General features: G+C 72.3%; 21 protein-coding genes. 10 read left to right on the top strand and 11 right to left on the bottom strand.

The window, feature by feature from the left end; all coding sequences use genetic code 11:
• Nucleotides 1–14 precede the first annotated feature (14 nt).
• From AC07FJ_RS23035 to AC07FJ_RS23005, 7 genes are all read left to right on the top strand, one after another.
• Nucleotides 15–1,010, top strand: coding sequence for a carbohydrate ABC transporter permease (locus AC07FJ_RS23035; protein ID WP_479051206.1), 996 nt, complete (start codon nucleotides 15–17; stop codon nucleotides 1,008–1,010).
• Nucleotides 1,011–1,239: 229 nt separating this feature from the next.
• Complete coding sequence (locus AC07FJ_RS23030) at nucleotides 1,240–2,439, top strand: ROK family transcriptional regulator (protein ID WP_479051205.1); 1,200 nt, start codon at nucleotides 1,240–1,242, stop codon at nucleotides 2,437–2,439.
• A 121-nt stretch (nucleotides 2,440–2,560) separates the two neighbouring features.
• Nucleotides 2,561–3,661: a substrate-binding domain-containing protein gene (locus tag AC07FJ_RS23025; RefSeq protein ID WP_479051204.1), complete on the top strand. Its 1,101-nt coding sequence runs from the start codon at nucleotides 2,561–2,563 to the stop codon at nucleotides 3,659–3,661.
• A 263-nt stretch (nucleotides 3,662–3,924) separates the two neighbouring features.
• The gene (locus AC07FJ_RS23020; RefSeq protein WP_479051203.1) at nucleotides 3,925–4,719 is read left to right on the top strand and encodes an ATP-binding cassette domain-containing protein; all 795 of its coding nucleotides are present in this window, start codon (nucleotides 3,925–3,927) and stop codon (nucleotides 4,717–4,719) included.
• Entirely contained in the window at nucleotides 4,716–5,999 is a 1,284-nt protein-coding gene (locus AC07FJ_RS23015; RefSeq protein ID WP_479051202.1) for a sugar ABC transporter permease, read from the top strand. The genes AC07FJ_RS23020 and AC07FJ_RS23015 overlap by 4 nt, the downstream gene beginning before the upstream one ends.
• Nucleotides 6,000–6,435: 436 nt before the next feature.
• Nucleotides 6,436–8,349: a 1-deoxy-D-xylulose-5-phosphate synthase gene (dxs, locus tag AC07FJ_RS23010; RefSeq protein ID WP_479051201.1), complete on the top strand. Its 1,914-nt coding sequence runs from the start codon at nucleotides 6,436–6,438 to the stop codon at nucleotides 8,347–8,349.
• Between the two features lie 198 nt (nucleotides 8,350–8,547).
• Nucleotides 8,548–10,032 carry an amino acid permease gene (locus tag AC07FJ_RS23005; RefSeq protein ID WP_479051200.1) on the top strand — a complete coding sequence of 495 codons (1,485 nt, stop codon included), beginning with the start codon at nucleotides 8,548–8,550 and terminating at the stop codon, nucleotides 10,030–10,032.
• A 5-nt stretch (nucleotides 10,033–10,037) separates the two neighbouring features.
• Here the strand turns inward: AC07FJ_RS23005 and AC07FJ_RS23000 are convergent, their stop codons facing one another.
• The 6 genes from AC07FJ_RS23000 to AC07FJ_RS22975 form a co-directional block, all read right to left on the bottom strand.
• A complete protein-coding gene (locus tag AC07FJ_RS23000) occupies nucleotides 10,038–10,424 on the bottom strand; it encodes an NYN domain-containing protein (RefSeq protein ID WP_479051199.1) in 387 nt (128 codons plus the stop codon).
• 88 nt (nucleotides 10,425–10,512) lie between these two features.
• Nucleotides 10,513–12,642, bottom strand: a complete 2,130-nt coding sequence (locus AC07FJ_RS22995; protein ID WP_479051198.1) for a 3-hydroxyacyl-CoA dehydrogenase NAD-binding domain-containing protein — start codon at nucleotides 12,640–12,642, stop codon at nucleotides 10,513–10,515.
• Nucleotides 12,639–13,865 (bottom strand): thiolase family protein, encoded by a 1,227-nt coding sequence (locus AC07FJ_RS22990; protein ID WP_479051197.1) that lies wholly within the window; start codon nucleotides 13,863–13,865, stop codon nucleotides 12,639–12,641. The genes AC07FJ_RS22995 and AC07FJ_RS22990 overlap by 4 nt, the downstream gene beginning before the upstream one ends.
• A gap of 199 nt (nucleotides 13,866–14,064) precedes the next feature.
• Nucleotides 14,065–15,369, bottom strand: a complete 1,305-nt coding sequence (locus AC07FJ_RS22985; protein ID WP_479051196.1) for a ribonuclease D — start codon at nucleotides 15,367–15,369, stop codon at nucleotides 14,065–14,067.
• A gap of 78 nt (nucleotides 15,370–15,447) precedes the next feature.
• Entirely contained in the window at nucleotides 15,448–16,107 is a 660-nt protein-coding gene (locus AC07FJ_RS22980) for a response regulator transcription factor (protein ID WP_355364634.1), read from the bottom strand.
• A 291-nt stretch (nucleotides 16,108–16,398) separates the two neighbouring features.
• Nucleotides 16,399–17,070, bottom strand: coding sequence for a DUF3000 domain-containing protein (locus AC07FJ_RS22975; RefSeq protein WP_479051195.1), 672 nt, complete (start codon nucleotides 17,068–17,070; stop codon nucleotides 16,399–16,401).
• A 91-nt stretch (nucleotides 17,071–17,161) separates the two neighbouring features.
• Between AC07FJ_RS22975 and hemE the strand changes: the two genes are divergently transcribed.
• Nucleotides 17,162–18,235, top strand: a complete 1,074-nt coding sequence (hemE, locus tag AC07FJ_RS22970; RefSeq protein WP_361424668.1) for a uroporphyrinogen decarboxylase — start codon at nucleotides 17,162–17,164, stop codon at nucleotides 18,233–18,235.
• A 1-nt stretch (nucleotide 18,236) separates the two neighbouring features.
• On the opposite strand, the gene AC07FJ_RS22965 is transcribed toward hemE, so the two are convergent.
• Together AC07FJ_RS22965 and AC07FJ_RS22960 are read right to left on the bottom strand one after the other, a co-directional pair.
• Nucleotides 18,237–19,625 (bottom strand): FAD-dependent oxidoreductase, encoded by a 1,389-nt coding sequence (locus AC07FJ_RS22965; protein WP_361424671.1) that lies wholly within the window; start codon nucleotides 19,623–19,625, stop codon nucleotides 18,237–18,239.
• A 9-nt stretch (nucleotides 19,626–19,634) separates the two neighbouring features.
• The gene (locus tag AC07FJ_RS22960; protein WP_479051194.1) at nucleotides 19,635–20,507 is read right to left on the bottom strand and encodes a DUF4349 domain-containing protein; all 873 of its coding nucleotides are present in this window, start codon (nucleotides 20,505–20,507) and stop codon (nucleotides 19,635–19,637) included.
• Nucleotides 20,508–20,670: 163 nt separating this feature from the next.
• On the opposite strand from AC07FJ_RS22960, the gene hemG reads away from it, so the two are divergent.
• Both hemG and hemQ read left to right on the top strand, forming a co-directional pair.
• Entirely contained in the window at nucleotides 20,671–22,131 is a 1,461-nt protein-coding gene (gene hemG, locus AC07FJ_RS22955; protein WP_479051193.1) for a protoporphyrinogen oxidase, read from the top strand.
• Nucleotides 22,132–22,135: 4 nt separating this feature from the next.
• A complete protein-coding gene (gene hemQ / locus AC07FJ_RS22950; protein WP_361424680.1) occupies nucleotides 22,136–22,849 on the top strand; it encodes a hydrogen peroxide-dependent heme synthase in 714 nt (237 codons plus the stop codon).
• A gap of 125 nt (nucleotides 22,850–22,974) precedes the next feature.
• Here the strand turns inward: hemQ and AC07FJ_RS22945 are convergent, their stop codons facing one another.
• The 3 genes from AC07FJ_RS22945 to AC07FJ_RS22935 all read right to left on the bottom strand — a co-directional run bounded on the left by AC07FJ_RS22945 (nucleotide 22,975) and on the right by AC07FJ_RS22935 (nucleotide 26,229).
• Nucleotides 22,975–23,970 carry a TIGR04222 domain-containing membrane protein gene (locus AC07FJ_RS22945; protein ID WP_479051192.1) on the bottom strand — a complete coding sequence of 332 codons (996 nt, stop codon included), beginning with the start codon at nucleotides 23,968–23,970 and terminating at the stop codon, nucleotides 22,975–22,977.
• Between the two features lie 5 nt (nucleotides 23,971–23,975).
• The gene (locus tag AC07FJ_RS22940; RefSeq protein ID WP_479051254.1) at nucleotides 23,976–25,343 is read right to left on the bottom strand and encodes an MbnB/TglH/ChrH family RiPP precursor modification enzyme; all 1,368 of its coding nucleotides are present in this window, start codon (nucleotides 25,341–25,343) and stop codon (nucleotides 23,976–23,978) included.
• A gap of 124 nt (nucleotides 25,344–25,467) precedes the next feature.
• Nucleotides 25,468–26,229, bottom strand: a complete 762-nt coding sequence (locus tag AC07FJ_RS22935) for a DUF4142 domain-containing protein (RefSeq protein WP_361424818.1) — start codon at nucleotides 26,227–26,229, stop codon at nucleotides 25,468–25,470.
• Between the last annotated feature and the right edge of the window lie 62 nt (nucleotides 26,230–26,291).

Below are 26,291 nucleotides of genomic sequence, written 5' to 3'. Positions count from 1 at the left end.
GAGGGGTGCGCCGGATGACAACCGACGAGATCCGGGACGAGGACGAGAACGGCGCGGTGAGCAAGGAGCAGGCCCCGCCGCCCGCCAAGGCCGCACGGCGGCGGCTCGGCCCGACAACCGGCCGCGCACGCCGCACCGGTCGCACGGGCGGCCCGGGCCGCGCCGGCCGGGGGGCCGAGGGCGGCGTACTGAACGTCTTCTCGCACGGCATCCTCATCGTGTGGGCCCTGATGGTCGGCGTGCCGCTGCTCTGGGTGCTGTGGAGCGCCTTCAAGGACAGCAACGGCATCCTCACCGACCCGTGGGGCCTGCCGACCGCGCTGCGGTGGGAGAACTGGTCCAACGCGTGGGACGACGCGAACATGGGCCAGTACTTCGTCAACACCGCGATCGTGGTGGGCGGCTCGGTCGTCGGCACGATGGTGCTCGGCTCGATGGCCGCGTACGTCCTGGCCCGCTTCACCTTCCCCGGCAACCGGTTCGTCTACTACCTGTTCGTGGCCGGCATGTCCTTCCCGGTCTTCATGCTCGTCATCCCGCTCTTCTTCGTCCTGCGGGACTTCCCCGGCAGCTCGCTGCTGGCCACGTACCACGGGCTGATCCTCGTCTACATCGCCTACTCGCTGCCCTTCACCGTCTTCTTCATGACGGCGTTCTTCCGTACGCTCCCGGCGTCGGTCGCGGAGGCGGCGATGATCGACGGCGCCTCGCACACCCGCACCTTCTTCCAGGTCATGCTGCCGATGGCGAAGCCGGGCCTGATCAGCATCGGGATCTTCAACTTCCTGGGGCAGTGGAACCAGTACCTGCTGCCGATGGTGCTCAACCAGCAGGAGGACAAGTACGTCCTCACCCAGGGCCTGGCGATGATCGCGCTCCAGCAGGGGTACGAGAACGACTGGGGCGCCCTGATGGCCGGCATGATGATCGCGATGCTGCCGGTGCTCGTCGTCTACACGGTCTTCCAGCGGCAGGTCCAGTCCGGCCTCACGGCGGGCGCGCTGAAGTAGTCCGTCACTCCCACGGCCCCGCGCCCTCCGCGTTTTCCCGAACCGCCCGCCGATAGCCCACCCGCTATCGGCGGGCGCTTTTCTTCCCTCGTGAGCGCTTGCGCCCGCTTTGTCCCCCTGTCATTCGCTCATCCGAGGCCCGGAACGCTCAAGGTCTTGACGGGGAGCAACCCGAAAGGCTCAGCTTAGAGTTCACATGTTGGAGAAAACGGCAGGAGTGAGAGAGTCGATGGAGACTCCGGGGTCGCAGACATCTCTGCATCGGGCCAACCTCGAGCGCGTCGTACGCGCCGTCCGCATGGCCGGGTCTCTGACCCAGGCGGAGATCGCCAGGACCACCGGCCTCTCCGCCGCCACGGTCTCCAACATCGTCCGGGAGCTCAAGGACGGCGGCACCGTCGAGGTCACCCCCACCTCGGCGGGCGGCCGCCGGGCCCGCAGCGTCTCGCTCAGCGGGGACGCCGGCATCGTCATCGGGGTCGACTTCGGCCACACCCACCTGCGGGTCGCCGTGGGCAACCTCGCCCACCAGGTGCTCGCCGAGGAGGCCGAGCCGCTGGACGTCGACGCCTCGTCGGCCGAGGGCTTCGACCGGGCGGAACGGCTGGTCAAGCGGCTGATCGCGGCGACCGGCATCGGCCAGGACAAGGTGATCGGGGTCGGTCTCGGCGTCCCCGGCCCCATCGACGTCTCCTCCGGAACCCTCGGCTCCACGTCCATCCTGCCGGGCTGGACCGGCATCAACCCGAGCCAGGAGCTCTCCGGCCGCCTCGGCGTCCCGGTGTACGTCGACAACGACGCCAACCTCGGCGCCCTCGGCGAGCTGGTCTGGGGCGGCGGCCGGGGGGTCAAGGACCTCGCGTACATCAAGGTGGCCAGCGGTGTGGGCGCCGGTCTGGTGATCGACGGCCAGATCTACCGGGGCCCGGGCGGCACCGCCGGCGAGATCGGCCACATCACGCTCGACGAGTCGGGCCCGGTCTGCCGCTGCGGAAACCGCGGCTGCCTGGAGACCTTCACCGCCGCGCGTTATGTCCTGCCGCTGCTCCAGCCCAGCCACGGCGCCGATCTCACCATGGAGCGGGTCGTGCAGCTGGCGCGCGAGGGCGACCCGGGCTGCCGCCGCGTCATCGCGGACGTCGGCCGCCACATCGGCAGCGGTGTCGCCAACCTCTGCAACCTGCTCAACCCCAGCCGCGTGGTGCTGGGCGGCGACCTCGCGGAGGCCGGCGAGCTGGTCCTCGCCCCCATCCGGGAGTCGGTCTCGCGGTACGCCATCCCCAGCGCCGCGCGCCAGTTGTCGGTCGCTCCCGGAGCCCTCGGCGGTCGCGCGGAAGTGCTCGGCGCCCTCGCCCTCGTACTGAGCGAAATGGGGGATTCGACCCTTCTGCAGAGTGCGCTGCCGGGGTCGGCTCCTGCGTTCACTTAGATAACGAATGGCACCGTTGTCATCTCGTTGTCAATTTACTCCTTGACGACGGGGTGGCGGCCGAGTTGACTTCCAGCCACCTCGGCCGCAACGTCGCGGCCTCGTCAGGGAGGCAACCCACATGAACGCATTGACGCGACGCCTTGTCATAGGCACCGCCGCGGTGTCCATGGCCGCGACCCTCGCCGCCTGTGGCAAGGCCGGCGACGGCGACGCCGCGGGTGGCGGCGGCGGCGACGGCAAGACCATCGGTCTGCTGCTGCCGGAGAACAAGACGACCCGTTACGAGACGTTCGACCGCCCGATCATCGAGGCGAAGATCAAGCAGCTCTGCGACGACTGCGAGGTCAAGTACAACAACGCCGCGCAGGACACCGAGACGCAGAAGAAGCAGTTCGACGCGCTGGTCACACAGGGCGTCAAGGTGATCATCCTCGACTCGGTCGACTACAAGGCCACCAAGAAGTGGGTCCAGAGCGCCGAGAAGCAGGGCGTCAAGGTCGTCGCGTACGACCGCCTCGCCGAGGGCCCGATCTCCGCCTACGTCAGCTACGACAACGAGAAGATCGGCCGCCTCCAGGGCGAGGCCCTGGTCAAGGCGCTCGGTGCCCAGGCCAAGGACGCCAACGTCGTCATGATCAACGGCTCGCCGACCGACCCGAACGCCCCGCTGTTCAAGAAGGGCGCGCACAGCGTCCTCGACAAGCAGGTCAAGAAGGTCGTCTACGAGCAGGACATCCCGGACTGGTCGCCCGACGAGGCCAACAAGAAGATGGGCGCCGCCATCGACTCCCTGGGCAAGGACGGCTTCCAGGGCGTCTACTCCGCCAACGACGGCATGGCCGGCGGCATCATCACCGCCCTCGCCAAGCAGGGCATCAAGGTCCCGGTCGGCGGCCAGGACGCCGAGCTCGCCGGTCTGCAGCGCATCCTGAAGGGCGACCAGGCCTTCACGATCTACAAGCAGATCAAGCCCGAGGCCGAGACCACCGCCGCGATCGCCGTCCGCCTGCTGAAGGGCGACAAGATCGACGACCTGGTGAGCGCCAAGGTCACCAGCCTGACCGGTGAGTTCAAGGACATCCCGGCCAAGCTGTACGACGCCGAGATCGTGACCAAGGACAACATCGCCTCCACGATCCTCGCCGACAAGGTCTACACCGCCGCGGACATCTGCACCGCCGAGTACAAGGCGGCCTGCGAGGCGGCCGGCATCAAGTAACCGCCGGCACCCCACCCCCTCCACGCGAGCACCCCCCACGCGAGACCCCTCGCCCGCGAGCACCCCTCGCCCGCGAGCACCCCGCCCCCCACGCGCGAAGGCCGCGCACGCGGCCTCCCCACGCCGGTCCGGCGCCCCGCCCCGTCCATGCCCCGCAAGCACCGGGGGCGGGCGCCGGACCCGCTCTCGCACCCGCTCGCACCCCCTCGCACGCTTCCTCAGCTCATCGCACCACCATCCCCGCCGGACAGGCGGCGAAGGAGATGATTCACGTGTTCGCTACGCCCGTGCTGGCGTTGCGCGGAGTCTCCAAGCGGTTCGGCGCCGTCCAGGCGCTCACCGACGTAGACCTGGAGATCCACGCCGGTGAGGTGGTCGCCCTGGTCGGCGACAACGGCGCCGGCAAGTCGACGCTCGTCAAGACGATCTCGGGTGTCCACCCCATCGATGAAGGCACCATCGAGTGGGAGGGCCGGCCCGTCCGCATCACGAAGCCGAACGAGGCCTCCGACCTCGGAGTCGCCACCGTCTACCAGGACCTGGCGCTCTGCGACAACCTCGACGTCGTCGCCAACCTCTTCCTCGGCAACGAGCTGCGCCGCGGCTCCGTCCTCGACGAGATCGCCATGGAGAAGCGCGCCAAGGAGCTGCTGGACACCCTGTCCATCCGCATCCCGAGCGTCCGCATCCCCGTCGCCGCCCTCTCCGGCGGCCAGCGCCAGGTCGTGGCCATCGCCCGCGCCCTGATCGGCGACCCCAAGATCGTCATCCTGGACGAGCCGACCGCGGCCCTCGGCGTCGAGCAGACCGCCCAGGTGCTCGACCTCGTCGAGCGGCTGCGCGAGCGCGGCCACGGCGTCATCCTCATCAGCCACAACATGGCCGACGTCCGCGCCGTCGCCGACAAGGTCGCCGTCCTGCGGCTGGGCCGCAACAACGGTGTCTTCAACGTGAAGGACACCACGCACGAAGAGATCATCGCCGCCATCACCGGCGCCACGGACAACGCCGTGACCCGCCGCCAGGCGCGTACGGCCACGAAGGGGGACGCGAAGTGAGCGACCTCACCAAGACCTCCGCAAGCGAGAACGCGGAGTCCGCCGCCCCCGTCCCGGCCGTCGACCCCCGCCTGCTCGTACGCGAAGAGGGCCTCAAGGGCTACTGGACCGAGTTCACCCGCAAGGTGCGCGGCGGTGAGCTGGGCTCGCTCCCGGTCTTCATCGGCCTGATCGTCATCGCGATCGTCTTCCAGTCGCAGAACGCGAACTTCCTCTCCGCGAGCTCCGTCGCCAACATCGCCGTCTACACCTCCGGCCTCGGCATCATGGCCGTCGGCATCGTCTTCGTCCTGATCCTGGGCGAGATCGACCTGTCGGTCGGCTCGGTCGCGGGCGTCGGCGCCGCCGTGTGGGCCGTGCTCAACGTGAGCAACGGCATGAACGACTGGCTCGCCGTCGGCATCGCCGTCCTCTGCGGCCTCGCGCTCGGCCTGCTCCACGGCTTCTTCTTCGCCAAGATCGGCGTCCCGGCCTTCGTCGTCACCCTCGCCGGCTTCCTCGGCTGGAGCGGCCTGCAGATCTGGCTGATGGGCAAGGAAGGCTCCATCAACGCGCCGACCGGCTCCATCGTCGAGCACCTGACCGGCTACTACTTCGAGGACAAGGCGGCCGCCTACGGCCTCGCCCTGATCGCCGTCCTCGCCTACGCCGCCTCGCTCCTCCTGGACCGGCAGCGCCGCAGGGCCGCCGGCCTGCTCGCCCGCCCCACCAGCGAGGTCGTCCTGCGCACGGCCGTCGTCGCGGTCCTGTGCTTCGTCGTCGCGTACGTGCTCAACGAGCCCGCCGGCGCCCGTGGTCTGCCGCTCGCGCTGGTGCTCTTCCTGGTCGTCCTGGTCGTCGCCGACTTCGTCGCCCGCCGCACCACCTTCGGCCGCCAGGTCTTCGCGGTCGGCGGCAACGCCGAGGCCGCGCGCCGCGCCGGCATCAACGTCGACCGGATCCGGATCACCGTCTTCGGCCTCTCCGGCCTGCTCGCCGCCTTCGGCGGCCTCTTCGTGGCCAGCCTCTCCGGCGGCGCCACCAAGAGCCTCGGCGGCGGCAACACCCTGATGCTCGTCATCGCGGCGGCCGTCATCGGCGGCACCAGCCTCTTCGGCGGCCGCGGCAAGGTATGGTCCGCCCTGCTCGGCATGATCGTCATCCAGGCGATCCAGCAGGGCCTGAACATGCTCGGCATGGCCTCCGAGATCCAGTACATGATCACCGGCGCGGTGCTCCTCGCCGCCGTCGTGATCGACTCGGTCTCCCGCCGCACGCAGAAGACCGCGGGCCGCGCGTAGGTCGTGTCCGCAAAGTCCCGTCTGCCTGGCGGCGTCTGGCACGCACTCCCCCAGAGCTACGCCTGGGGGTGCCCCCAGCCGCGTTGTCGTCAGTCGCCAATGGCCCCCGTAGCCCTTCGGGCACGGGGGTGCCCCCACCGCAGTGGCTCCCTCCTCCGCCTTGCGATCGCACGCTCCCCCAGAGCTGCGCCTGGGGGTGCCCCCAGACGCCGCCAGGCCCGCCCTCCGGGCGGACGACGCTACTTTGCGGACACTCCCTAGCCTCACGGGTGAGATGCGCCGCAGTGCCCGGCACCGCTGAACCGGTGCCGGGCACCGCTGCGTCTGCGCCAATGTGATGACGTAGGGGGACCCGCCCGATGATGATGATCGGGAGCGGAACATTAGACTCGACAAAATCGGCAGCTCGACCAGCTCAACACGCAAGGAGGCACGGGTGGCTCTGCTGACCCGTATCACGGGCCCGCGCGATCTCGACCGGCTCTCCCCGGAGCAGCTGGAGCAGCTGGCCGCGGAGATCCGGTCCTTCCTCGTGGACGCCGTGTCCAAGACAGGCGGACACCTCGGCCCCAACCTCGGTGTGGTCGAGCTGACCATCGCCCTGCACCGGGTCTTCGAGTCGCCCAAGGACAAGATCCTGTGGGACACCGGCCACCAGTCCTACGTCCACAAGCTGCTCACCGGCCGGCAGGACTTCTCGCGGCTGAAGATGAAGGGCGGCCTGTCCGGCTACCCGGCCCGGGCCGAGTCCGAGCACGACGTCATCGAGAACAGCCACGCCTCCACGGTCCTCGGCTGGGCCGACGGCCTCGCCAAGGCGAACGAGGTGCTGAAGAAGGACGACCACGTCGTCGCCGTCATCGGCGACGGCGCGCTCACCGGGGGCATGGCCTGGGAGGCCCTGAACAACATCGCCGAGGCCAAGGACCGCCCGCTCGTCATCGTCGTCAACGACAACGAGCGCTCCTACGCCCCGACCATCGGCGGCCTCGCCAACCACCTGGCCACGCTGCGCACCACCGACGGCTACGAGCGCTTCCTCGCCCGTACGAAGGAGATCCTCGACCGCACCCCGGTCGTCGGAAAGCCGCTGTACGAGACGCTGCACGGCGCCAAGAAGGGCCTGAAGGACTTCATCGCCCCGCAGGGCATGTTCGAGGACCTCGGGCTGAAGTACGTCGGCCCCATCGACGGCCACGACATCGAGGCGCTGGAGTCCGCCCTCTCCCGCGCCAAGCGGTTCGGCGGCCCGGTGATCGTGCACTGCCTCACCGAGAAGGGCCGCGGCTACCAGCCCGCCCTGGCGGACGAGGCCGACCGCTTCCACGCCGTCGGCAAGATCCACCCGGACACCGGCCTGCCGATCTCCTCCTCCGGTGCGGACTGGACCGGGGTCTTCGCCGACGAGATGGTCAAGCTCGGCCACGAGCGCGAGGACATCGTCGCCATCACCGCCGCGATGCTCCAGCCGGTGGGCCTCGACAAGTTCGCCAAGGCCTTCCCGGACCGGGTGTACGACGTCGGCATCGCCGAGCAGCACGCCGCCGTGTCCGCGGCCGGCCTCGCCACCGGCGGCCTCCACCCGGTCGTCGCCGTGTACGCGACCTTCCTCAACCGCGCCTTCGACCAGGTCCTGATGGACGTCGCGCTGCACAACTGCGGCGTGACCTTCGTCCTGGACCGGGCCGGTGTCACCGGCACCGACGGCGCCTCCCACAACGGCATGTGGGACATGTCGATCCTCCAGGTCGTCCCGGGCATCAGGATCGCCGCCCCGCGCGACGCCGACCAGGTCCGCGCCCAGCTGCGCGAGGCCGTCGAGGTCAAGGACGCGCCGACCGTCGTGCGCTACTCCAAGGGCGCGGTCGGCCCGGCCGTCCAGGCCGTGGGGCGCGTCGGCTCCATGGACGTGCTGCGCGAGGCCGGCACCGACTCCCCGGACGTGCTGCTGGTCTCGGTCGGCGCGCTGGCGCCGATGTGCCTGGAGATCGCCGGGCTGCTCGACCAGCAGGGCATCTCCACCACCGTCGTCGACCCCCGCTGGGTCAAGCCGGTCGACGAGGCCATGGCGCCGCTCGCCGCCCGCCACCGCGTGGTCGTGACCGTCGAGGACAACGGCCGCGTCGGCGGCGTCGGCTGCGCGGTCGCCCAGGCCCTGCGCGACGCGGGCGTCGACGTACCGCTGCGCGACTTCGGCATCCCGCCGCGCTTCCTGGACCACGCCTCGCGCGCGGAGATCCTGGCCGAGATCGGCCTGACGGCCCCGGACATCGCCCGCCAGGTCACCGGGCTGGTCTCCACGCTCGACGGCCGGTACGACGAGGCCGAGATCCAGGCCGCGCGCGACTGACACCGCCGCCACCGCCACCGCCGCGCACCTGATTGGACCGGTCGGAGTACCCGAGGGGTTTCCGGCCGGTCCATTGGTGTGAAAGGGCCCCTCACGGCGGGCGCCGCCCCGTACCCCTCCCGATCATGGCCTTAGGGGCCGATGGGTACGTACGGAGGTACGCCGGTGAGCACAGGCCAGCAATCACGCGATACCGGGATGTTCCGGACGAAAAGCGTGGAGCAGTCGATCCAGGACACCGAGGAGCCGGAGCACGCGCTCAAGAAGTCCCTCTCCGCCTGGGACCTGACCGTGTTCGGCGTCGGCGTCATCATCGGCACCGGCATCTTCGTGCTCACCGGCAAGGTGGCGAAGGAGACCGCCGGCCCCGCCACCGCGCTGGCGTTCGTCGCGGCGGGCGTCGTCTGCGCCCTCGCCGCCCTCTGCTACGCCGAGTTCGCCTCCACCGTCCCCGTGGCCGGATCGGCGTACACCTTCGCGTACGCCTCCCTCGGCGAGCTGCCCGCGTGGATCATCGGCTGGGACCTGGTCCTCGAGTTCGCCCTCGGCACGGCCGTGGTGGCCGTCGGCTGGTCGGGCTACGTGCGCTCGCTGATGGACAACGTGGACTGGCACCTGCCGGCGGCGCTGCAGGGACCGGACGTGGCGGACGGCACCTTCGACCTCCTCGCCTTCCTGCTGGTCCTGGTCCTGACCGCGATCCTCGTGCTCGGCATGAAGCTGTCCGCCAACATCACCGCGCTGGTCGTGGCCATCAAGGTGACCGTGGTCATGATCGTGATCATCGCGGGTCTGTTCTTCATCGTGGGGGACAACTACTCGCCGTTCATCCCCGACCCGGTGACCCCGCCGGCGTCCTCCGGCTGGGACGCGCCGCTCGTGCAGACGATCTTCGGTTACGAGCCGACGAACTTCGGCGTCATGGGCATCTTCACCGCCGCGTCCGTCGTCTTCTTCGCCTTCATCGGCTTCGACGTGGTGGCCACCGCGGCCGAGGAGACCAAGCTCCCGCAGCGCGACATGCCGCGCGGCATCCTCGGCTCGCTGCTCATCTGCACCGTCCTCTACGTCGCCGTCTCGCTCGTCGTCACCGGCATGCAGCACTACAGCAGGCTGTCGGTCAGCGCCCCGCTCGCCGACGCCTTCAAGGCGACCGGACACCCCTTCTACGCCGGTGTCATCAGCTTCGGCGCCGCCGTCGGCCTCACCACCGTGTGCCTGATCCTGCTCCTCGGCCAGACCCGGGTCTTCTTCGCCATGAGCCGCGACGGCCTGCTGCCGCGGTTCTTCTCCGTCACGCACCCGAAGTTCCGCACCCCGTACCGCCCGACCATCCTCCTCGGCGTGCTCATCGCGATCATCGCCGGTTTCACCAGCATCAACGAGCTGGCGACCCTGGTGAACATCGGCACGCTCTTCGCCTTCGTCGTGGTCGCGCTCGGCGTGATCATCCTGCGCCGCACCCGGCCGGACCTGCACCGGGCGTTCCGCACGCCGTGGGTCCCCTTCATCCCGATCCTGTCGGTCGCGGCGTCGGTGTGGCTGATGCTCAACCTGCCGGGGGAGACGTGGTTCCGGTTCGCCGTCTGGATGGCGTTCGGCATCGTCGTGTACTTCCTGTACGGCCGCTCCCACAGCCGGCTCGGCGGCCGCCGGGTCCCGCTGGGCACCCGCGACGCCTAGGGGTTTCAGGAGGGCGGTCCGTGCACCGCCCGGGGCCCGGCGCACTCGGCGCCGTACGCCTCCACCCGCCGCCGCAGCTCCCGGTCGGCCGTGACCACCAGGCACGGCCGGCCGGCCGCTTCCCGGGCCTCGCGCGCCAGCTCGGCGATGAGGTCGTCCCCGCTGCCGGGCGCCGACTCCACCCGCACCCCCGGTACGGACTCCACGCCGCGCGCCCGCCCCTCCACGACCAGCACGACCTCGACCGGCCCCGGGCGCCCGTCCACGCCCTCCGTCGCGTACGGCACCAGCCGGTCCCGCAGCCGCTCGGCGGCGGCGCGCCGGTCGCGCCACCAGCCGTCCGGGACGGAGCCCACCACGTTGGCCGCGTCGACGACCACCAAGACGCTCATGGCCCCAGCCTCCCATCCGGTGCCGACAACGCCACCGCCCCGGCACCGCGAGCGCGCGGTGCCGGGGCGGTGAGGCATGACAGACGGGTTACGCCGGGACGCTCGCCACGCCCTGCGGCAGGAACCGCTTGCCGTTGACGCGCTCCGAGACGCCCTCACGGTCCAGGTACGGCGTGATGCCGCCCAGGTGGAAGGGCCAGCCGGCACCGGTGATCAGGCACAGGTCGATGTCCTGCGCCTCGGCGACGACACCCTCCTCCAGCATCAGGCCGATCTCCTGCGCCACCGCGTCCAGGACGCGGGCGCGGACCTGCTCCTCGGTCAGGACGACGTCGCCCTGCTTGAGGAGCGCGGCGACCTCGGGGTCCAGCTCCGGCTTGCCGGAGTCGTAGACGTAGAAGCCGCGCTTGCCGGCCTCGACGACCGCCTTGAGGTTCGGGGACACCTTGAAGCGGTCCGGGAAGGCGCGGTTGAGCGTCTCCGAGACGTGCAGACCGATCGCCGGGCCGACCAGCTCCAGCAGCACCAGCGGGGACATCGGCAGACCGAGCGGCTCGATGGCCTTCTCGGCGGTGGCCACCGGGGTGCCCTCGTCGATGACGTTCTGGATCTCGCCCATGAAGCGGGTCAGGATGCGGTTGACGACGAACGCCGGGGCGTCCTTCGTCAGCACGGCCGTCTTCTTCAGCTTCTTCGCGACACCGAAGGCGGTGGCGAGCGACGCGTCGTCCGTCTTCTCGCCGCGCACGATCTCCAGCAGCGGGAGGATCGCGACCGGGTTGAAGAAGTGGAAGCCGACGACCCGCTCCGGGTGCTGGAGCTTCGACGCCATCTCCGACACGGACAGCGAGGAGGTGTTGGTGGCGAGGATCGCGTGCGCCGGGGCGACCGCCTCGACCTCCGCGAACACCTTCTGCTTGACCGACATCTCCTCGAACACGGCCTCGATGATGAAGTCCGCGTCCGCGAAGCCCTCGGCCTTGTCCAGGACACCGGAGACCAGGCCCTTGAGGCGGTTGGCCTTGTCCTGGTTGATGCGGCCCTTGCCGAGCAGCTTGTCGATCTCGCCGTGGACGTAGCCCACGCCCTTGTCGACGCGCTCCTGGTCGATGTCGGTCAGCACGACCGGCACCTCCAGGCGGCGCAGGAAGAGCAGCGCCAGCTGGGAGGCCATCAGACCGGCGCCGACGACGCCGACCTTGGTGACCGGGCGGGCCAGGCTCTTGTCCGGCGCGCCGGCCGGGCGCTTGGCGCGCTTCTGCACCAGGTTGAAGGCGTAGATGCCGGAGCGCAGCTCGCCGCCCATGATGAGGTCGGCCAGCGCCGTGTCCTCGGCGTCGAAGCCCTTCTGGAGGTCGCCGTCCTTGGCCGCCTCGATGATGTCCAGGGCGCGGTACGCGGCCGGGGCCGCGCCGTGCACCTTGGAGTCGGCGATGAACCGGCCGCGGGCGACGGCCTGGTCCCAGCCCTCGCCGCGGTCGACGTCCGCGCGCTCGACGACGATCTCGCCCTTGAGGACGGAGGCCGTCCACAGCAGGGACTGCTCCAGGAAGTCCGCGCCCTCGAAGATCGCGTCGGCGATGCCGAGCTCGTAGACCTGAGCGCCCTTGAGCTGCTTGTTCTGGTTGAGCGAGTTCTCGATGATGACCGAGACCGCGCGGTCCGCGCCGATCAGGTTCGGCAGGATGGTGCAGCCGCCCCAGCCCGGGACCAGGCCCAGGAAGACCTCGGGCAGCGAGAACGCCGGCACGGCCGCCGACACGGTGCGGTAGGTGCAGTGCAGACCGACCTCGACACCGCCGCCCATCGCCGCGCCGTTGTAGTACGCGAACGTCGGCACGGCCAGGCCGGACAGCCGCTTGAAGACGTCGTGGCCGCCCTTGCCGATGGCGAGCGCGTCCTCGTGGCGCTTCAGCAGCTCGACGCCCTTGAGGTCGGCGCCGACGGCGAAGATGAACGGCTTGCCGGTGATGCCGACACCGACGATGGCGCCCTCGGACGCCTCCTTCTCGACCTGGTCGATCGCCGTGTTCAGGTTGGCGAGCGACTGCGGGCCGAAGGTGGTCGGCTTGGTGTGGTCGAAGCCGTTGTCCAGCGTGATCAGCGCGAACTTCCCCGCGCCGAACGGCAGGTCGAAGTGGCGTACGTGCGCGCTCGTGACGACCTCGTCCGGGAACAGCTCGGCCGCACCCTTCAGGAGCTCAGCGGTGGTGCTCACTTCTCGCCTCCGGCGTCCTTGTGGTTCGGGTTCTCCCAGATGACCGTGGCGCCCATGCCGAAGCCGACGCACATGGTGGTGAGGCCGTAACGGACCTCCGGCTGCTCCTCGAACTGCCGCGCCAGCTGCGTCATCAGGCGTACGCCGGAGGAGGCGAGCGGGTGGCCGAACGCGATGGCGCCGCCGTACTGGTTCACGCGGGCGTCGTCGTCGGCGATGCCGTAGTGGTCGAGGAAGGCCAGGACCTGGACGGCGAAGGCCTCGTTGATCTCGAACAGGCCGATGTCGCCGATGGACAGACCGGCCTTGGCCAGCGCCTTCTCGGTCGCCGGGATCGGGCCGTAGCCCATGACCTCGGGCTCGACGCCGGCGAAGGCGTAGGAGACCAGGCGCATCTTGACCGGCAGGCCGTTCTCGCGGGCGAAGTCCTCGGACGCGATGATCGACGCGGTGGCGCCGTCGTTGAGGCCCGCGGCGTTACCGGCGGTGACGCGGCCGTGGGTACGGAACGGCGTCTTCAGGCCGGCCAGGTTCTCCAGCGTGGTGCCCGGGCGCATCGGCTCGTCGGCGGTGACCAGGCCCCAGCCGGTCTCGCCGGCCTCGGCGTTGGTGCGGCGCACCGAGATCGGCACCAGGTCGGCCTGGATCTTGCCGTCGGCGTACGCCTTGGCGGCCTTCTCCTGAGAGCGCACGGCGTACTCGTCGGCGCGCAGCTTGGTGATGTGCGGGTACCGGTCGTGCAGGTTCTCCGCGGTCATGCCCATGAAGAGGGCCGACTCGTCGACCAGCTTCTCGCTGACGAAGCGCGGGTTCGGGTCGACGCCCTCACCCATGGGGTGGCGGCCCATGTGCTCGACGCCACCGGCGATGGCGACGTCGTACGCGCCGAAGGCCACGCTGCCCGCGACCGAGGTCACGGCGGTCAGGGCGCCCGCGCACATGCGGTCGATGGAGTACCCGGGCACCGACTGCGGCAGACCCGCCAGGATGCCGGCCGTGCGGCCGATGGTCAGGCCCTGGTCACCGATCTGGGTGGTCGCGGCGATGGCGACCTCGTCGATCGACGCGGGGTCCAGGTCCGGGTTGCGGCGCAGCAGCTCCCGGATCGCCTTCACGACGAGATCGTCGGCACGGGTCTCGTGGTAGATGCCCTTCGGGCCCGCCTTGCCGAACGGGGTGCGGACGCCGTCGACGAAGACGACGTCCCTGACGGTACGAGGCACGATGGCTCTCCTCCAGGGTGCGGGATGGCACTGCACTGCTGCGGACGCGGCTAAGCGTGCGCTTGCAGCCCCCATGCTACTTACGAGTAACCAGGCTGCACAGTCCCCCCGCCCGGAGCGGTGAACGTCACACTGCGTGGTCACAACAGAAGGGTGCCCCCTCCGCCGGAGGGGGCACCCTTTTCCGCTGCTCCTACGCCTACTGCTGTGGCTCGTTCGCGCCGGCCAGCGCCGCCACCAGCACCGGCGTCACCTGCTCGACCTGCCAGGGCCGCGCGCCGTAGCCCGCGAGCGCGGCCGCGACCGCGTCGGGCGTCGGCTCCTTCGGGGGCTCCCAGCAGACCCGGCGGACCGTGTCCGGGGTGATCAGGTTCTCCGGAGGCAGGTTCAGCTGCTCCGCGAGGGCCGACACCGCCGCGCGGGCGGCCGAGAGGCGGGCCGCGGCCGCCGGGTCCTTCTCCGCCCAGGCGCGCGGGGGCGGCGGGCCCGTCACCGGCTGGCCGGGCTGCGGGAGCTCGGCGTCCGGCAGGGCCTTGGCCCGGTCGACGGCCGCCTGCCACTGCTCCAGCTGGCGGCGGCCCATGCGGTGGCCGAAGCCGCTCAGCGCGGTGAGCGCGTGCACGTTCGCCGGCAGGGCGAGGGCGGCCTCCACGATCGCGGCGTCGCTGAGCACCTTGCCCGGCGACACGTCGCGCCGCTGGGCGATCCGGTCGCGGGCCGTCCACAGCTCCCGGACGACCGCCATCTGGCGGCGCCGCCGCACCTTGTGCATCCCGGACGTACGGCGCCAGGGGTCCTTGCGCGGCGGGGGCGGCGGGGCCGAGGCGATCGCGTGGAACTCCTGGTGCGCCCAGTCCAGCTTGCCCTGCCGGTCCAGCTCCTTCTCCAGTGCGTCACGCAGGTCGACGAGGAGCTCGACGTCCAGCGCGGCGTACCGGAGCCAGGGGTCGGGCAGCGGGCGGGTGGACCAGTCCACCGCCGAGTGCCCCTTCTCCAGGGCGTAGCCCAGGACCGACTCGACCATCGCGCCGAGGCCGACGCGCGGGAAGCCCGCGAGCCGCCCGGCGAGCTCGGTGTCGAAGAGCCGGGTCGGGACCATGCCTATTTCGCGCAGGCACGGCAGGTCCTGCGTCGCGGCGTGCAGGATCCACTCGGCGTCGCCGAGCGCCTCGCCGAGCGCGGACAGGTCCGGGCAGCCCACCGGGTCGATCAGCGCGGTGCCCGCGCCCTCGCGGCGCAGCTGCACCAGATAGGCGCGCTGCCCGTAGCGGTAGCCGGAGGCGCGCTCCGCGTCCACGGCCACGGGTCCGGTGCCCTCGGCGAAGGCGGCGATCACCTGCGCGAGGGCATGCTCGTCGGCCACCACGGGCGGCACCCCTTCGCGGGGCACCAGCAAGGGGATCGGCGTCCCGTCGACTGCGCCGTCTGCGACGCCGTCGTCCGGAGGGCCGCCCCCGGTGATGCGCAGTACGGTCTCTGCTGCGGTCTCTTGGGCGTCGCTCACCTGTCAAGGGTATCTGTGAACGGCAAGCGCCCGCCGACGGAACGTTCCGTCGACGGGCGTGGATGTGGTGTGAACCGGTCAGTGGATGATTCCCGTACGAAGTGCCACGGCGACCATCCCGGCCCGGTCGCCGGTGCCGAGCTTGCGGGCGATGCGGGCGAGGTGGCTCTTGACGGTCAGCGCGGACAGGCCCATCGAGACGCCGATGGCCTTGTTCGACTGCCCCTCCGCCACGAGGCGGAGCACCTCCACCTCACGGCCGGAGAGCTCGCGGTAGCCGCCCGGGTGGCTCGGGGCGCCGGGGGGACGGCGGTGCATCCGGGCGGCGGCGCCGATGGGGGCGGCGCCGGGTCGGGTCGGGTGGCCGATGTTGGTGCGCGTACCGGTGACGACATAGCCCTTGACTCCGCCCGCGAGGGCGTTGCGCACGGCGCCGATGTCGTCCGCCGCCGAGAGGGCCAGGCCGTTGGGCCAGCCGGCGGCGCGGGTCTCGGACAGCAGGGTCAGCCCGGAACCGTCGGGCAGGTGGACGTCGGCAACGCAGATGTCGCGCGGGTTGCCGATTCTGGGACGAGCCTCCGCGATGGACGACGCCTCGATGACGTCACGCACGCCGAGTGCCCACAAGTGGCGGGTCACGGTCGAGCGGACGCGCGGGTCGGCCACGACGACCATGGCCGTCGGCTTGTTCGGGCGGTAGGCGACCAGGCTTGCGGGCTGCTCGAGGAGAACGGACACCAGGCCTCCTGGGAAGGTGCGGGACACAGCCGGCTCGGGGAAAAGCCGGGGCGAACCGTGTTTGAAGGGTCACAGACCTCTTCGGCAGCCCACCCGTCCGCCTTTAGGGGAAGATCACGATTTGGTGAGTAACAATTGGGGCAATTCGGACGGGCGATCGATCATCCTACGAGCGCCCCCCTGCGATCGGGGCCGCGCGCCCCCGCACTCCGGCGCCGCCGGACCCGTACGCGGCCGCCCGGTCGTCGCATCGTAGGGCTCGTAACGGCGCGCGAGCGCTCCCGTGGACGGTCAGGGGTGCTGCGGGCCACGCCGCTGCGGCAGCGACACCACGCCCGCGCCCGGCGACCCCGCGCCCCCGTCCAGCGGTCCGGGGGCCGACGGCGGGAGCCCCGCGATCTGGCACAGCAGGTCGCACCAGGCCGTCAGGTGCCCCGCCGCGTCCGGCACGCCGCCCCGCCCCTCGCGCGGCGTCCAGGAGGCGCGGATCTCGATCTGCGTCGCCGGACGGCGTTCCGCGAGTCCACCGAAGTAGTGAGACCCCGCACGGGTGACGGTCCCGCTCGCCTCCCCGTACGCGAGGCCCCGCGCCTCCAGCGCACCCGTCAGCCACGACCAGCACACCTCCGGCAGCAGCGGATCGGCGGCCATCTCCGGCTCCAGCTCCGCGCGCACCAGCGTCACCAGCCGAAAGGTGCCCTTCCAGGCGTCGTGCCCCGCCGGGTCGTGCAGCAGCACCAGCCGCCCGTCCGCCAGGTCCTCCTCGCCCTCGACGACCGCCGCCTCCAGGGCGTACGCGTACGGGGCCAGCCGCTGCGGCGGGCGCGTCGGTTCCGCCTCGACCTCCGGCCGGACGCGCGCCGTGCGCAGGGCGTCGACCGCCAGCGCGAAGGCGGGCGGCACGCCCTCGGGGCCCTCGGAGTGGGCGGGGTGATCGGAGAACTGTCCCTGAGCCGCAGCCATGCGGGGAAGAGTAGGCGGAAGGAGCCCCTCGCGCAGGGAGGGACACCCGCACCGGCGAAGCGGCTTGCGCCCGCATGCGAAGATTCTGGGCGTGAGTGCCATCGACAGCCCCTCGGGCCAGCAGCCGCAGACCAACGCCGTCGCAGATTCCGCCTTCCTCAAGGCGTGCCGGCGCGAACCCGTGCCCCACACCCCGGTGTGGTTCATGCGCCAGGCGGGTCGCTCGCTGCCCGAGTACCTGAAGGTGCGCGAGGGCATCCCGATGCTCGAGTCCTGCATGCGGCCCGAGCTCGTCACCGAGATCACCCTCCAGCCGGTCCGCCGCCACAAGGTCGACGCCGCGATCTACTTCAGCGACATCGTCGTCCCCCTCAAGGCCATCGGCATCGACCTCGACATCAAGCCCGGTGTCGGCCCGGTCGTCGCGGAACCGATCCGCCGCCGCGAGGACCTCGCCCGGCTGCGCGACCTCACCCCGGACGACGTCGCGTACGTCACCGAGGCCATCGGCATGCTCACCGGCGAGCTGGGCGCCACCCCGCTGATCGGCTTCGCGGGCGCGCCCTTCACCCTCGCGAGCTACCTCGTCGAGGGCGGACCGTCGCGCAACCACGAGCACACCAAGGCGCTCATGTACGGCGACCCCGAGCTCTGGGCCGACCTGCTGGACCGGCTCGCCGAGATCACCGCCGCCTTCCTCAAGGTGCAGATCGAGGCCGGCGCCTCCGCCGTCCAGCTCTTCGACTCCTGGGTCGGCGCCCTCGCCCCCGCCGACTACCGCCGCTCGGTGATGCCCGCCTCCACCAAGGTCTTCGACGCCGTCGCCTCCTACGGCGTGCCGCGCATCCACTTCGGCGTCGGCACCGGCGAGCTCCTCGGCCTCATGGGCGAGGCGGGCGCCGACGTCGTCGGCGTCGACTGGCGCGTCCCGCTGGACGAGGCGGCCCGCCGCGTCGGCCCCGGCAAGGCGCTCCAGGGCAACCTCGACCCGGCGGTCCTGTTCTCCACCCCCGAGGCCGTCGAGGCGAAGACCCGCGAGGTGCTGGACGCCGCGGCCGGCCTGGAGGGCCACGTCTTCAACCTCGGCCACGGCGTCCTGCCGACGACCGACCCGGACGCCCTGACGCGCCTGGTCGAGTACGTCCACACGCAGACCGCGCGCTGAGTCAGCCCGCCGCCCGCACCGCCGCCACGGCCTTGCGGGCGGCGACCTGGACCGGGTCCCACACCGGGGAGAACGGCGGGGCGTAGCCCAGGTCAAGGGCGGCGACCTGGTCCACGGTCATGCGGGCGGTCAGCGCCACCGCCGCGATGTCCACCCGCTTCGCGGCGCCCTCGCGGCCGACGATCTGGACGCCGAGGAGCCGGCCCGTGCGGCGCTCGGCGAGCATCTTCACCGTCATCGGGGCCGCGCCGGGGTAGTACCCGGCGCGGCTCGTCGACTCGACCGTCACCGCCACGAATCGCAGCCCCACCGCCTCGGCGTCCCGCTCGCGCAGGCCCGTGCGGGCGATCTCCAGCGAGCAGACCTTGCTCACCGCCGTACCGACGACGCCCGGGAAGGTGCCGTAGCCGCCCGCCACGTTCGAGCCGATGACCTGGCCGTGCTTGTTGGCGTGGGTGCCGAGCGCGATGTGCCGCTCGCGGCCGGAGACCAGGTCCAGGACCTCCACGCAGTCGCCGCCCGCCCAGATGTCGTCCCGGCCGCGCACCCGCATCGACAGGTCGGTCAGCAGCCCGCCGTACGCGCCGAGCGGCAGCCCCGCCGCCCGCGCGAGGCCCGTCTCCGGCTCCACGCCCATGCCGAGGACGACGACGTCCGCCGGGTACTCGGCGTCCTCGGTCGCCACGGCCCGGACCCGGCCGTCGTCACTCGTGAGGATCTTGGTGACCTCCGCGCCGCCGACCGTGGTGATGCCGAGGCCGTCCATCGCCTCGTGCACCAGCCGCCCCATGTCCGGGTCGAGCGTCGACATCGGCTGCTCGCCCCGGTTCAGCACCGTCACCTCATAGCCCCGGTTGAGCAGCGCCTCCGCCATCTCCACGCCGATGTACCCGGCGCCGACGACGACGGCCCGCCGCCCCGGTGTGCCGTTCAGCGCCGTGAGCGTGTCCAGCAGCGCCTGCCCGTCGTCGAGGGTCTGCACGCCGTGCACGCCGGGAGCGTCGATGCCGGGCAGCGGGGGCCGCACCGGGCGGGCGCCCGTCGCGATCACCAGCTTGTCGTACCGCTCCCACACGTCGGTGCCCGACTGCAGGTTCCGCACGCGTACCCGCCGCTTGTCCGGGTCCAGCTCGGTCACCTCGCGGCGCAGCCGCACGTCGATGCCGCGCGCCCGGTGCTCCTCGGGGCCGCGCGCGATGAGCCGGTCGCGGTCGTCGACGTCGCCGCCGACCCAGTACGGAATGCCGCACGCGGAGTACGAGGTGAAGTGGCCCCGTTCGAAGGCGACGATCTCCAGCTCGTCCGGACCCTTGAGCCTGCGGGCCTGCGACGCGGCGGACATGCCCGCCGCGTCGCCGCCGATGATGACCAGTCGTTCTCGTCGTCCCATACCGACACGCTACGTCGCCGGCGTGTCCGGCCTCTTGCGCTTCGGCAGCCTCGGCCGCACCAGCCACCGCCACACCCCGTACGCCGCCAGCAGCACCGCCAGCCACGGCGCCACCGCCGCCAGGACGATCACCGCCCACGTCAGGGCCGTCACCAGCGCGTTCCAGCCCCCGCTCAGCGCGTCCAGGAAGCCGGGACCGCCGTCGTCCGTCTCCCGCGCCGCGTCCTCGCGCTCGGTGAGCTCCAGCGTGATCGTGGCCATGGTCGTACGGTCCTTCAGCGACGCCTGCTGGGACAGCAGCGACTCCAGGTCCGCCTGACGGCGGCTCAGCTCGCTCTCCAGCGTCACCACGTCCTCGAGCCTGGTCGCCTCGTCCATGAGCGCGCGCACCCGCGCGACGCTCGCCCGCTGCGTGGCGATCCGGCTCTCCACGTCGACGACCTGCTCCGTGACGTCCTTCGCCTCCGCCTTGCGGGACAGCAGCTTCCCGCCGCCCGCCAGCTTCCCGAGGACGGAGTCGTACGAGGCCTGCGGCACCCGCAGCACGATCCGGGAGGTCACGTGGTCGTCGTCGACGCGCTCCGTCGTCTCGTTCGCCACGTGCCCGCCCGCCTCGGCGGCGGTGGCACGGGCCGCGGCGAGCGCCTCGGCCGCGTCCGCCACCTCCACCGCCAGCTCGGCGGTGCGGATGACGTGCTGGGGCCGCGGGGCCTTCTCGGGCGCCTTCGCCCCGGACCCGGCGGACTCCGCGGGCTTGTCGGCCGTGAAGCCCTGACCCCCCTCGTCGGCGCGCGCCGCGCCCGGCTTCGCGGCGCCCGCGCTCCTCTCGTCCCCGGCGCTGCAGCCGGCCAGCGCGAGCGATGCGCCGATCAGTACCGCCACCGCGACGGAGTGTCGTCGTGTACGCAAGATCCCCCCAGGATCCGTGATGAGTGCTGTCCCTTCGACGTATGGGGCGCCCGGGCCGGTTGCCTGCCCGGCCCGCGAAACGGCTTACGAACCGGTCACGGTCGGGACTCGGAACGGCGTTTGCCATAGTTGAACCATGAACGCGGACACAGTGCACGGTGGCTCCGACGGCCACGTGGTCGTCATCGGCGGTGGCATCGCCGGTCTCGCCGCCGCCCACCGGCTGGCCCGCGCCGGCCGGCGCGTGACCCTGCTGGAGGCCACCGGCCGCCTCGGCGGCAAGCTCCACGCCGGCGAGATCGCGGGCGTCCCCGTCGACCTCGGGGCCGAGTCGATGCTGGCCCGCCGCCCCGAGGCGGTCGACCTCGCCCGCGCCGTCGGCCTCGGCGACCGCCTCCAGCCGCCCGCCACCGCCACCGCCGCCGTGTGGACCCGCGACGCCCTGCGTCCCATGCCCAAGGGCCACGTCATGGGCGTCCCCGGCGACGCCGCCGCCCTCGCCGGGCTGCTCTCCGCCGAGGGCGTCGCCCGCATCGCGCGGGAGCGCGACCTGCCGCCCACCGACCCCGACGCGCTCGGCGACGACGTCGCCGTCGGCGCGTACGTCGCGCAGCGCCTCGGCCGCGAGGTCGTCGACCGGCTCGTCGAACCGCTCCTCGGCGGGGTGTACGCGGGCGACGCGTACCGCATCTCCCTGCGCGCCGCCGTACCGAAGCTCTTCGAGGCCGCGCGCGCCCACCGCACCCTCACCGACGCCGTACGCGCCGTCCAGAGCGCCGCCCGGCAGCAAACCGGCCCCGCGTTCATGGGCATCGCGGGCGGCATCGGCACGCTCCCCGCCGCCGTCGCCGCCGCGGTCACCGCCCACGGCGGCGAGGTCCTCACCGACACCCCGGTGCACGCCCTGACCCGCGGCGCCGCCGGCGGCTGGCGCATCCGCACCGACGGGCGCCTCCTCGACGCCGACGCCGTCGTCCTCGCCACCCCCGCCTGGTCCGCCTCCGCACTGCTCGCCGCAGAGTCCCCGGCCGCCGCGGCCGAACTCGCCGCCGTCGAGTACGCGTCGATGGCCCTGGTCACCCTCGCCTTCCGGCGCACCGACGCGGAAGCGGCGCTGCCCGAGGGCTCCGGCTTCCTCGTGCCGCCCGTCGACGGCCGCACCATCAAGGCGTCCACCTTCTCCACCCGCAAGTGGAAGTGGACCGACGAGGGCGCCGGCGACCTGCTCGTGCTCCGCACCTCCGTCGGCCGGTACGGCGAGGAGGAGCACCTGGAGCGCGACGACGCCGACCTCGTCTCCGCGTCCCTGCGGGACCTCGCCGCCGCCACGGGGCTGGCCGCCAAGCCCGTCGCGAGCGAGGTCACCCGCTGGATCGGCGGCCTGCCGCAGTACCCCGTCGGCCACCTCGCACGGGTCGCCCGCATCCGCCACGCCGTCGCCGAACTGCCCGCCCTGCGCGTCTGCGGGGCCGTGTACGACGGCGTCGGCATCCCCGCGACCATCGCGAGCGCGCACCGCGCGGCCGACGAAATCCTGGCCGCCACCCCCGCCACGCCGACCCTGGCGCAGGGCACCCTGAGTGACGAGCGAGAATAGCCGTATGAGTGCGCCCGAAAAGATCCCGAACGCCGGTAAGAAGGCGAAGGACCTCAACGAGGTCATCCGCTACACCCTGTGGTCCGTCTTCAAGCTGCGCGACGTGCTGCCCGAGGACCGCGCCGGCTACGCCGACGAGGTCCAGGAACTGTTCGACCAGCTCGCCGCCAAGGACGTCACCGTGCGCGGCACGTACGACGTCTCCGGCCTGCGGGCCGACGCCGACCTGATGATCTGGTGGCACGCCGAGACCTCGGACGCGCTCCAGGAGGCGTACAACCTCTTCCGCCGGACCAAGCTGGGCCGCGCCCTGGAGCCGGTCTGGTCCAACATGGCGCTGCACCGCCCCGCCGAGTTCAACCGCTCGCACATCCCGGCGTTCCTCGCCGACGAGACGCCGCGCGCCTACGTCTCGGTGTACCCCTTCGTCCGCTCGTACGACTGGTACCTGCTGCCCGACGAGGAGCGGCGGCGCATGCTCGCCGACCACGGCAAGATGGCGCGCGGCTTCCCCGACGTGCGCGCCAACACCGTCGCCTCCTTCTCGCTCGGCGACTACGAGTGGCTCCTGGCCTTCGAGGCCGACGAGCTGTACCGCATCGTCGACCTGATGCGCCACCTGCGCGGCTCCGAGGCGCGGATGCACGTCCGCGAGGAGGTCCCGTTCTACACCGGCCGCCGCAAGTCGGTGGCGGACTTGGTGGCGGGGCTCGCGTAAGCCGCGCCGCCCCACAGACCCGGAAGATCAGACGGCGGGCGACTGCGCCCGACGCTCCAGCGACACCGGGTCAGGCTCCGGGTGCGGCGCGCGTCACGCGCGCCGCACCGGCGTCCTTTTAACCCCTACGAACTCGACCCGCCTCCGCAGCTCGACCCGCCACCGCCGCCGCCGCAGCTCGAACCACCGCCGCTCCCACTCCCGCAGCTGGAGCCGCTGCCGCTCCCGCAGCTGGATCCGGTGGAGGAACCGCAGCCGGAACCGGAGCCGCAGCCCGACCGCCCGGGCTCGGAGCCGCCGCACCAGACCCCGCCGGGCGCGCCGTCGGCGAGCAGCGCGGCCGAGACGGACGTGGTGCCCGAGCCGCCGCTCGGATACATCCGGCGCGCCGAGACGAGATGGCCGCGAAAGTCCGGATCCGGGACCGCCCGCACCCCCTGCAACGCCACCACGTGCGCCGGATCGCCGAGGTGGCCATGGGCCCTGCCGTACGCGGTGAGCGCCGCGCGGCCCGCGCGGGTCATCCCCGAGGCGACGAGGCGGCCGCACCAGAGGGCGACGACACCGCCGACGGCGAGGGCCGGGCCCACCGTGACGATGAGCGGCAACGGCGGGTCATCGTCCACCAGGCGCCACGTCAGCTGCACCAGGGTCACGGGAATGCCCGCGAGGAGCAGCAGCAGACAGACCATCCCCTGGGCGACGCTCCAGCGGCGCCACACCCGCCGGGTACCGGGCGGTACGATCAGGCCCCGCGCGGCCAGGTCGTCCCCCACCTCCTGCACCGCCGGGTGCCGCATGGCGGCCGCCCGCACCAGGTACAGCGCGCCGCTCGGCGCCCCGTGGTACGCGTCGATCACGGCGCGCTCTATCGCGTCGCGGGGGACCGGGTGCGGTACGGAGACGACGCCGGGCCCGGCGACGACGAGGCGCCCGTCCGCGTGGAGCGCCGCGATGGCGCTGTCCACGACGCGGGCGGGCCCGCCGCCCAGGAAGGCGGCCTCCCCCCAGTCGCGGACCTCTCCCGTGGAGCCGCGCGGCCGGGAGGCGAGGGTGCCGGACAGCAGCACCAGGGAGGAGGCGAGGACGGTCGCGACGATCGCGTAGGCGAAGACGTCCACGGCGTTCACCGCCGGGCCAGCACGGACCGGACGAGACGGGTCACGCGCCCCGGCGGCCGGGCCCCCGCGCGCTCCTTCCACCACCGGGTGAGCCGCCGCCGCGCGACCGGGTCGGCCGGCTCGTCGGCCGCGAGCAGGTGCTCGACGAAGTCCAGCGCGTCGCGCCGGTAGCCGCCGCGCATGGGCCGGGCCAGGGCGTACTCCACGAACGAGGCGCGGTAGCCGTCGCCGAGGATCTCCGGCACCTCGGGCGCGAGCTTGGCCACCACCCGGGCCCGCTTGGCCGCCAGCGCCCGGCTCTGCACCCGCACCCGCGCCCGGTCGAACCCCTCGGGCACGGGCGTCCCGGCGACGAGCGCCGACAGCAGGGCGGTCTGCGCGACCCACAGCCGCTCGCGGGCCGCGTCGGGCGCGCCGTCCTCGCGGGGGCGGGGCGCGGCGGGGGCGGGGATGCGCGGGCCCCTCCCGACGCCCGCGCCCACGCCCGCACCCACCGGTATCGCCGCACCCACCGGTGTCGCCGCACCCGCCGGTGCCGCCGCAGCCCGCCGTACCGCGTGCGCCCCGAGGCGCACCGTCTCCCGTATCGCCGTCAGCTCCGCGGCCAGCTCCGCCGCCGGCGGGAAGTCGTCGTCGCGCTCCAGCAGGACGCCCGGCGGCGAGACGCGGGAGGACAGGTCCGCGAGGATGTCGAGGACCGGGCGGGGGACGGGGTGGGCGTGGGTGTCGTGCCAGACGCCGTCCCGTTCGACGCCGCCCGCGACGTGGACGTACGCGATCGCCTCGACGGGGAGCTCGTCCAGCGCCTTCGCGGGGTCCTCGCCGCGGTTGACGTGGTTCGTGTGGAGGTTGGCCACGTCGATCAGGAGCCGCACCCCCGTGCGGGCGACCAGCTCCGCGAGGAACCGGCCCTCCGTCAGCTCCTCGCCCGGCCAGGAGACCAGCGCCGCGATGTTCTCCAGCGCCAGCGGCACCGGCAGCGCGTCCTGCGCGATGCGGACGTTCTCGCAGAGCACGTCCAGCGCGTCCCAGGTGCGGGGCACCGGCAGCAGGTGCCCCGCCTCCAGCGGCCCGGCGGGTCCCCCGGCCCGTACGAAGGCGATGTGCTCGGTGACCAGCGGCGCGCCCAGCGCCTCCGCGGTGGCGGCGAGGGCCGCCAGCCGCCCCGCGTCCGGGCGGTCCGCGCCGCCCAGGCCGAGGGACACGCCGTGCGGGACGACCGTGACCCCGCGCTCGCGCAGACGCAGCAGCGGATCGGGGAGGTGGTCGGCGCAGACGTTCTCGGCGACCACCTCCACCCAGTCCACCCCGGGCAGTCCCGCCACCGCGTCCGCGATCTCCGGACGCCAGCCGATGCCGGTACCCAGCCTCAGTTCCGTCATGTCCCTGTCCCCCTCCTGCACGTTCGTGGAGGGGTGATGGCCCCGGCGGGGAGTGATCAACCCACCCCGGGGAAGGTTCAGAGGTTGATTTGAGCTTCCGCCCGCCGGAGGGGCCTCACGGGCGGTTGGTGTTGATCGCGGTCGGCGGCCCGGGCTGCGTCGACGGCCGGGAGGTGAACTGCTGGTCGCCCGAGGGCACGGCCGGCGACGGCGCCGGCGGCAGGTTGCCGTTGGGCGCCGGGGGACCGGACGGGCTCGCGGTCGCCAGCCCCGCCGCCTCGTTGGCGATCGCGTCGAAGTCGACCTTGCCCGTGGCTTCCAGCATCGTGATGTGGTCCAGCACCGTCTGGTTGGCGTCGCTCGCCAGCTGCCGTATCAGCGTGTTGCGGGTGGTGTGCCGCACCTGGGCGACGAGCGCGAAGACCTTGCCGTGCGCGTTGCGCAGCAGGTTGGCGAACTTCCGCTCGTACTCCTCGCCGCTCGCCGCCGACAGCTCCCGCAGCCACCCCTGCTGCTGCTCCGACGGCTGGTTCGGCAGCTCCACGCCCAGCTTCGCCGCGACGTCCCGCGCACGCTGGTCCAGGTCGGTGTGGCCGACGACGAGGTGGTCGCCGGCCTCCTTGATGGCCTGGCTGGGCGCCCGCTCGATCGCCTGCTGGCCGGCCGGCAGCTCCCACAGGCCGGCCAGCCGCACCTTCACCAGGAAGTCCCGGTCGGTCGCCGACAGCGGGCCCCACTGGGTGGCCACGGTCGACGCGTTGAGATTGGCCTCGCCGGTGCCGGAGCGGTCGGCGTACGACCAGACCGGGAACGCCAGCGCGCCGACCGTGGCGACCAGCGCCGCGATGATGAGTGCCGTGCCGTTGATGCGTCGCAACAACAAGGTGGAGCCTCCCGAACCGAATGGCATTACTGGGAGGTACGTATACCGGTGGTGCG

The organism is Streptomyces sp. NPDC045998 (assembly GCF_056430285.1).
This window is presented reverse-complemented; position numbering and strand designations above follow the sequence as displayed.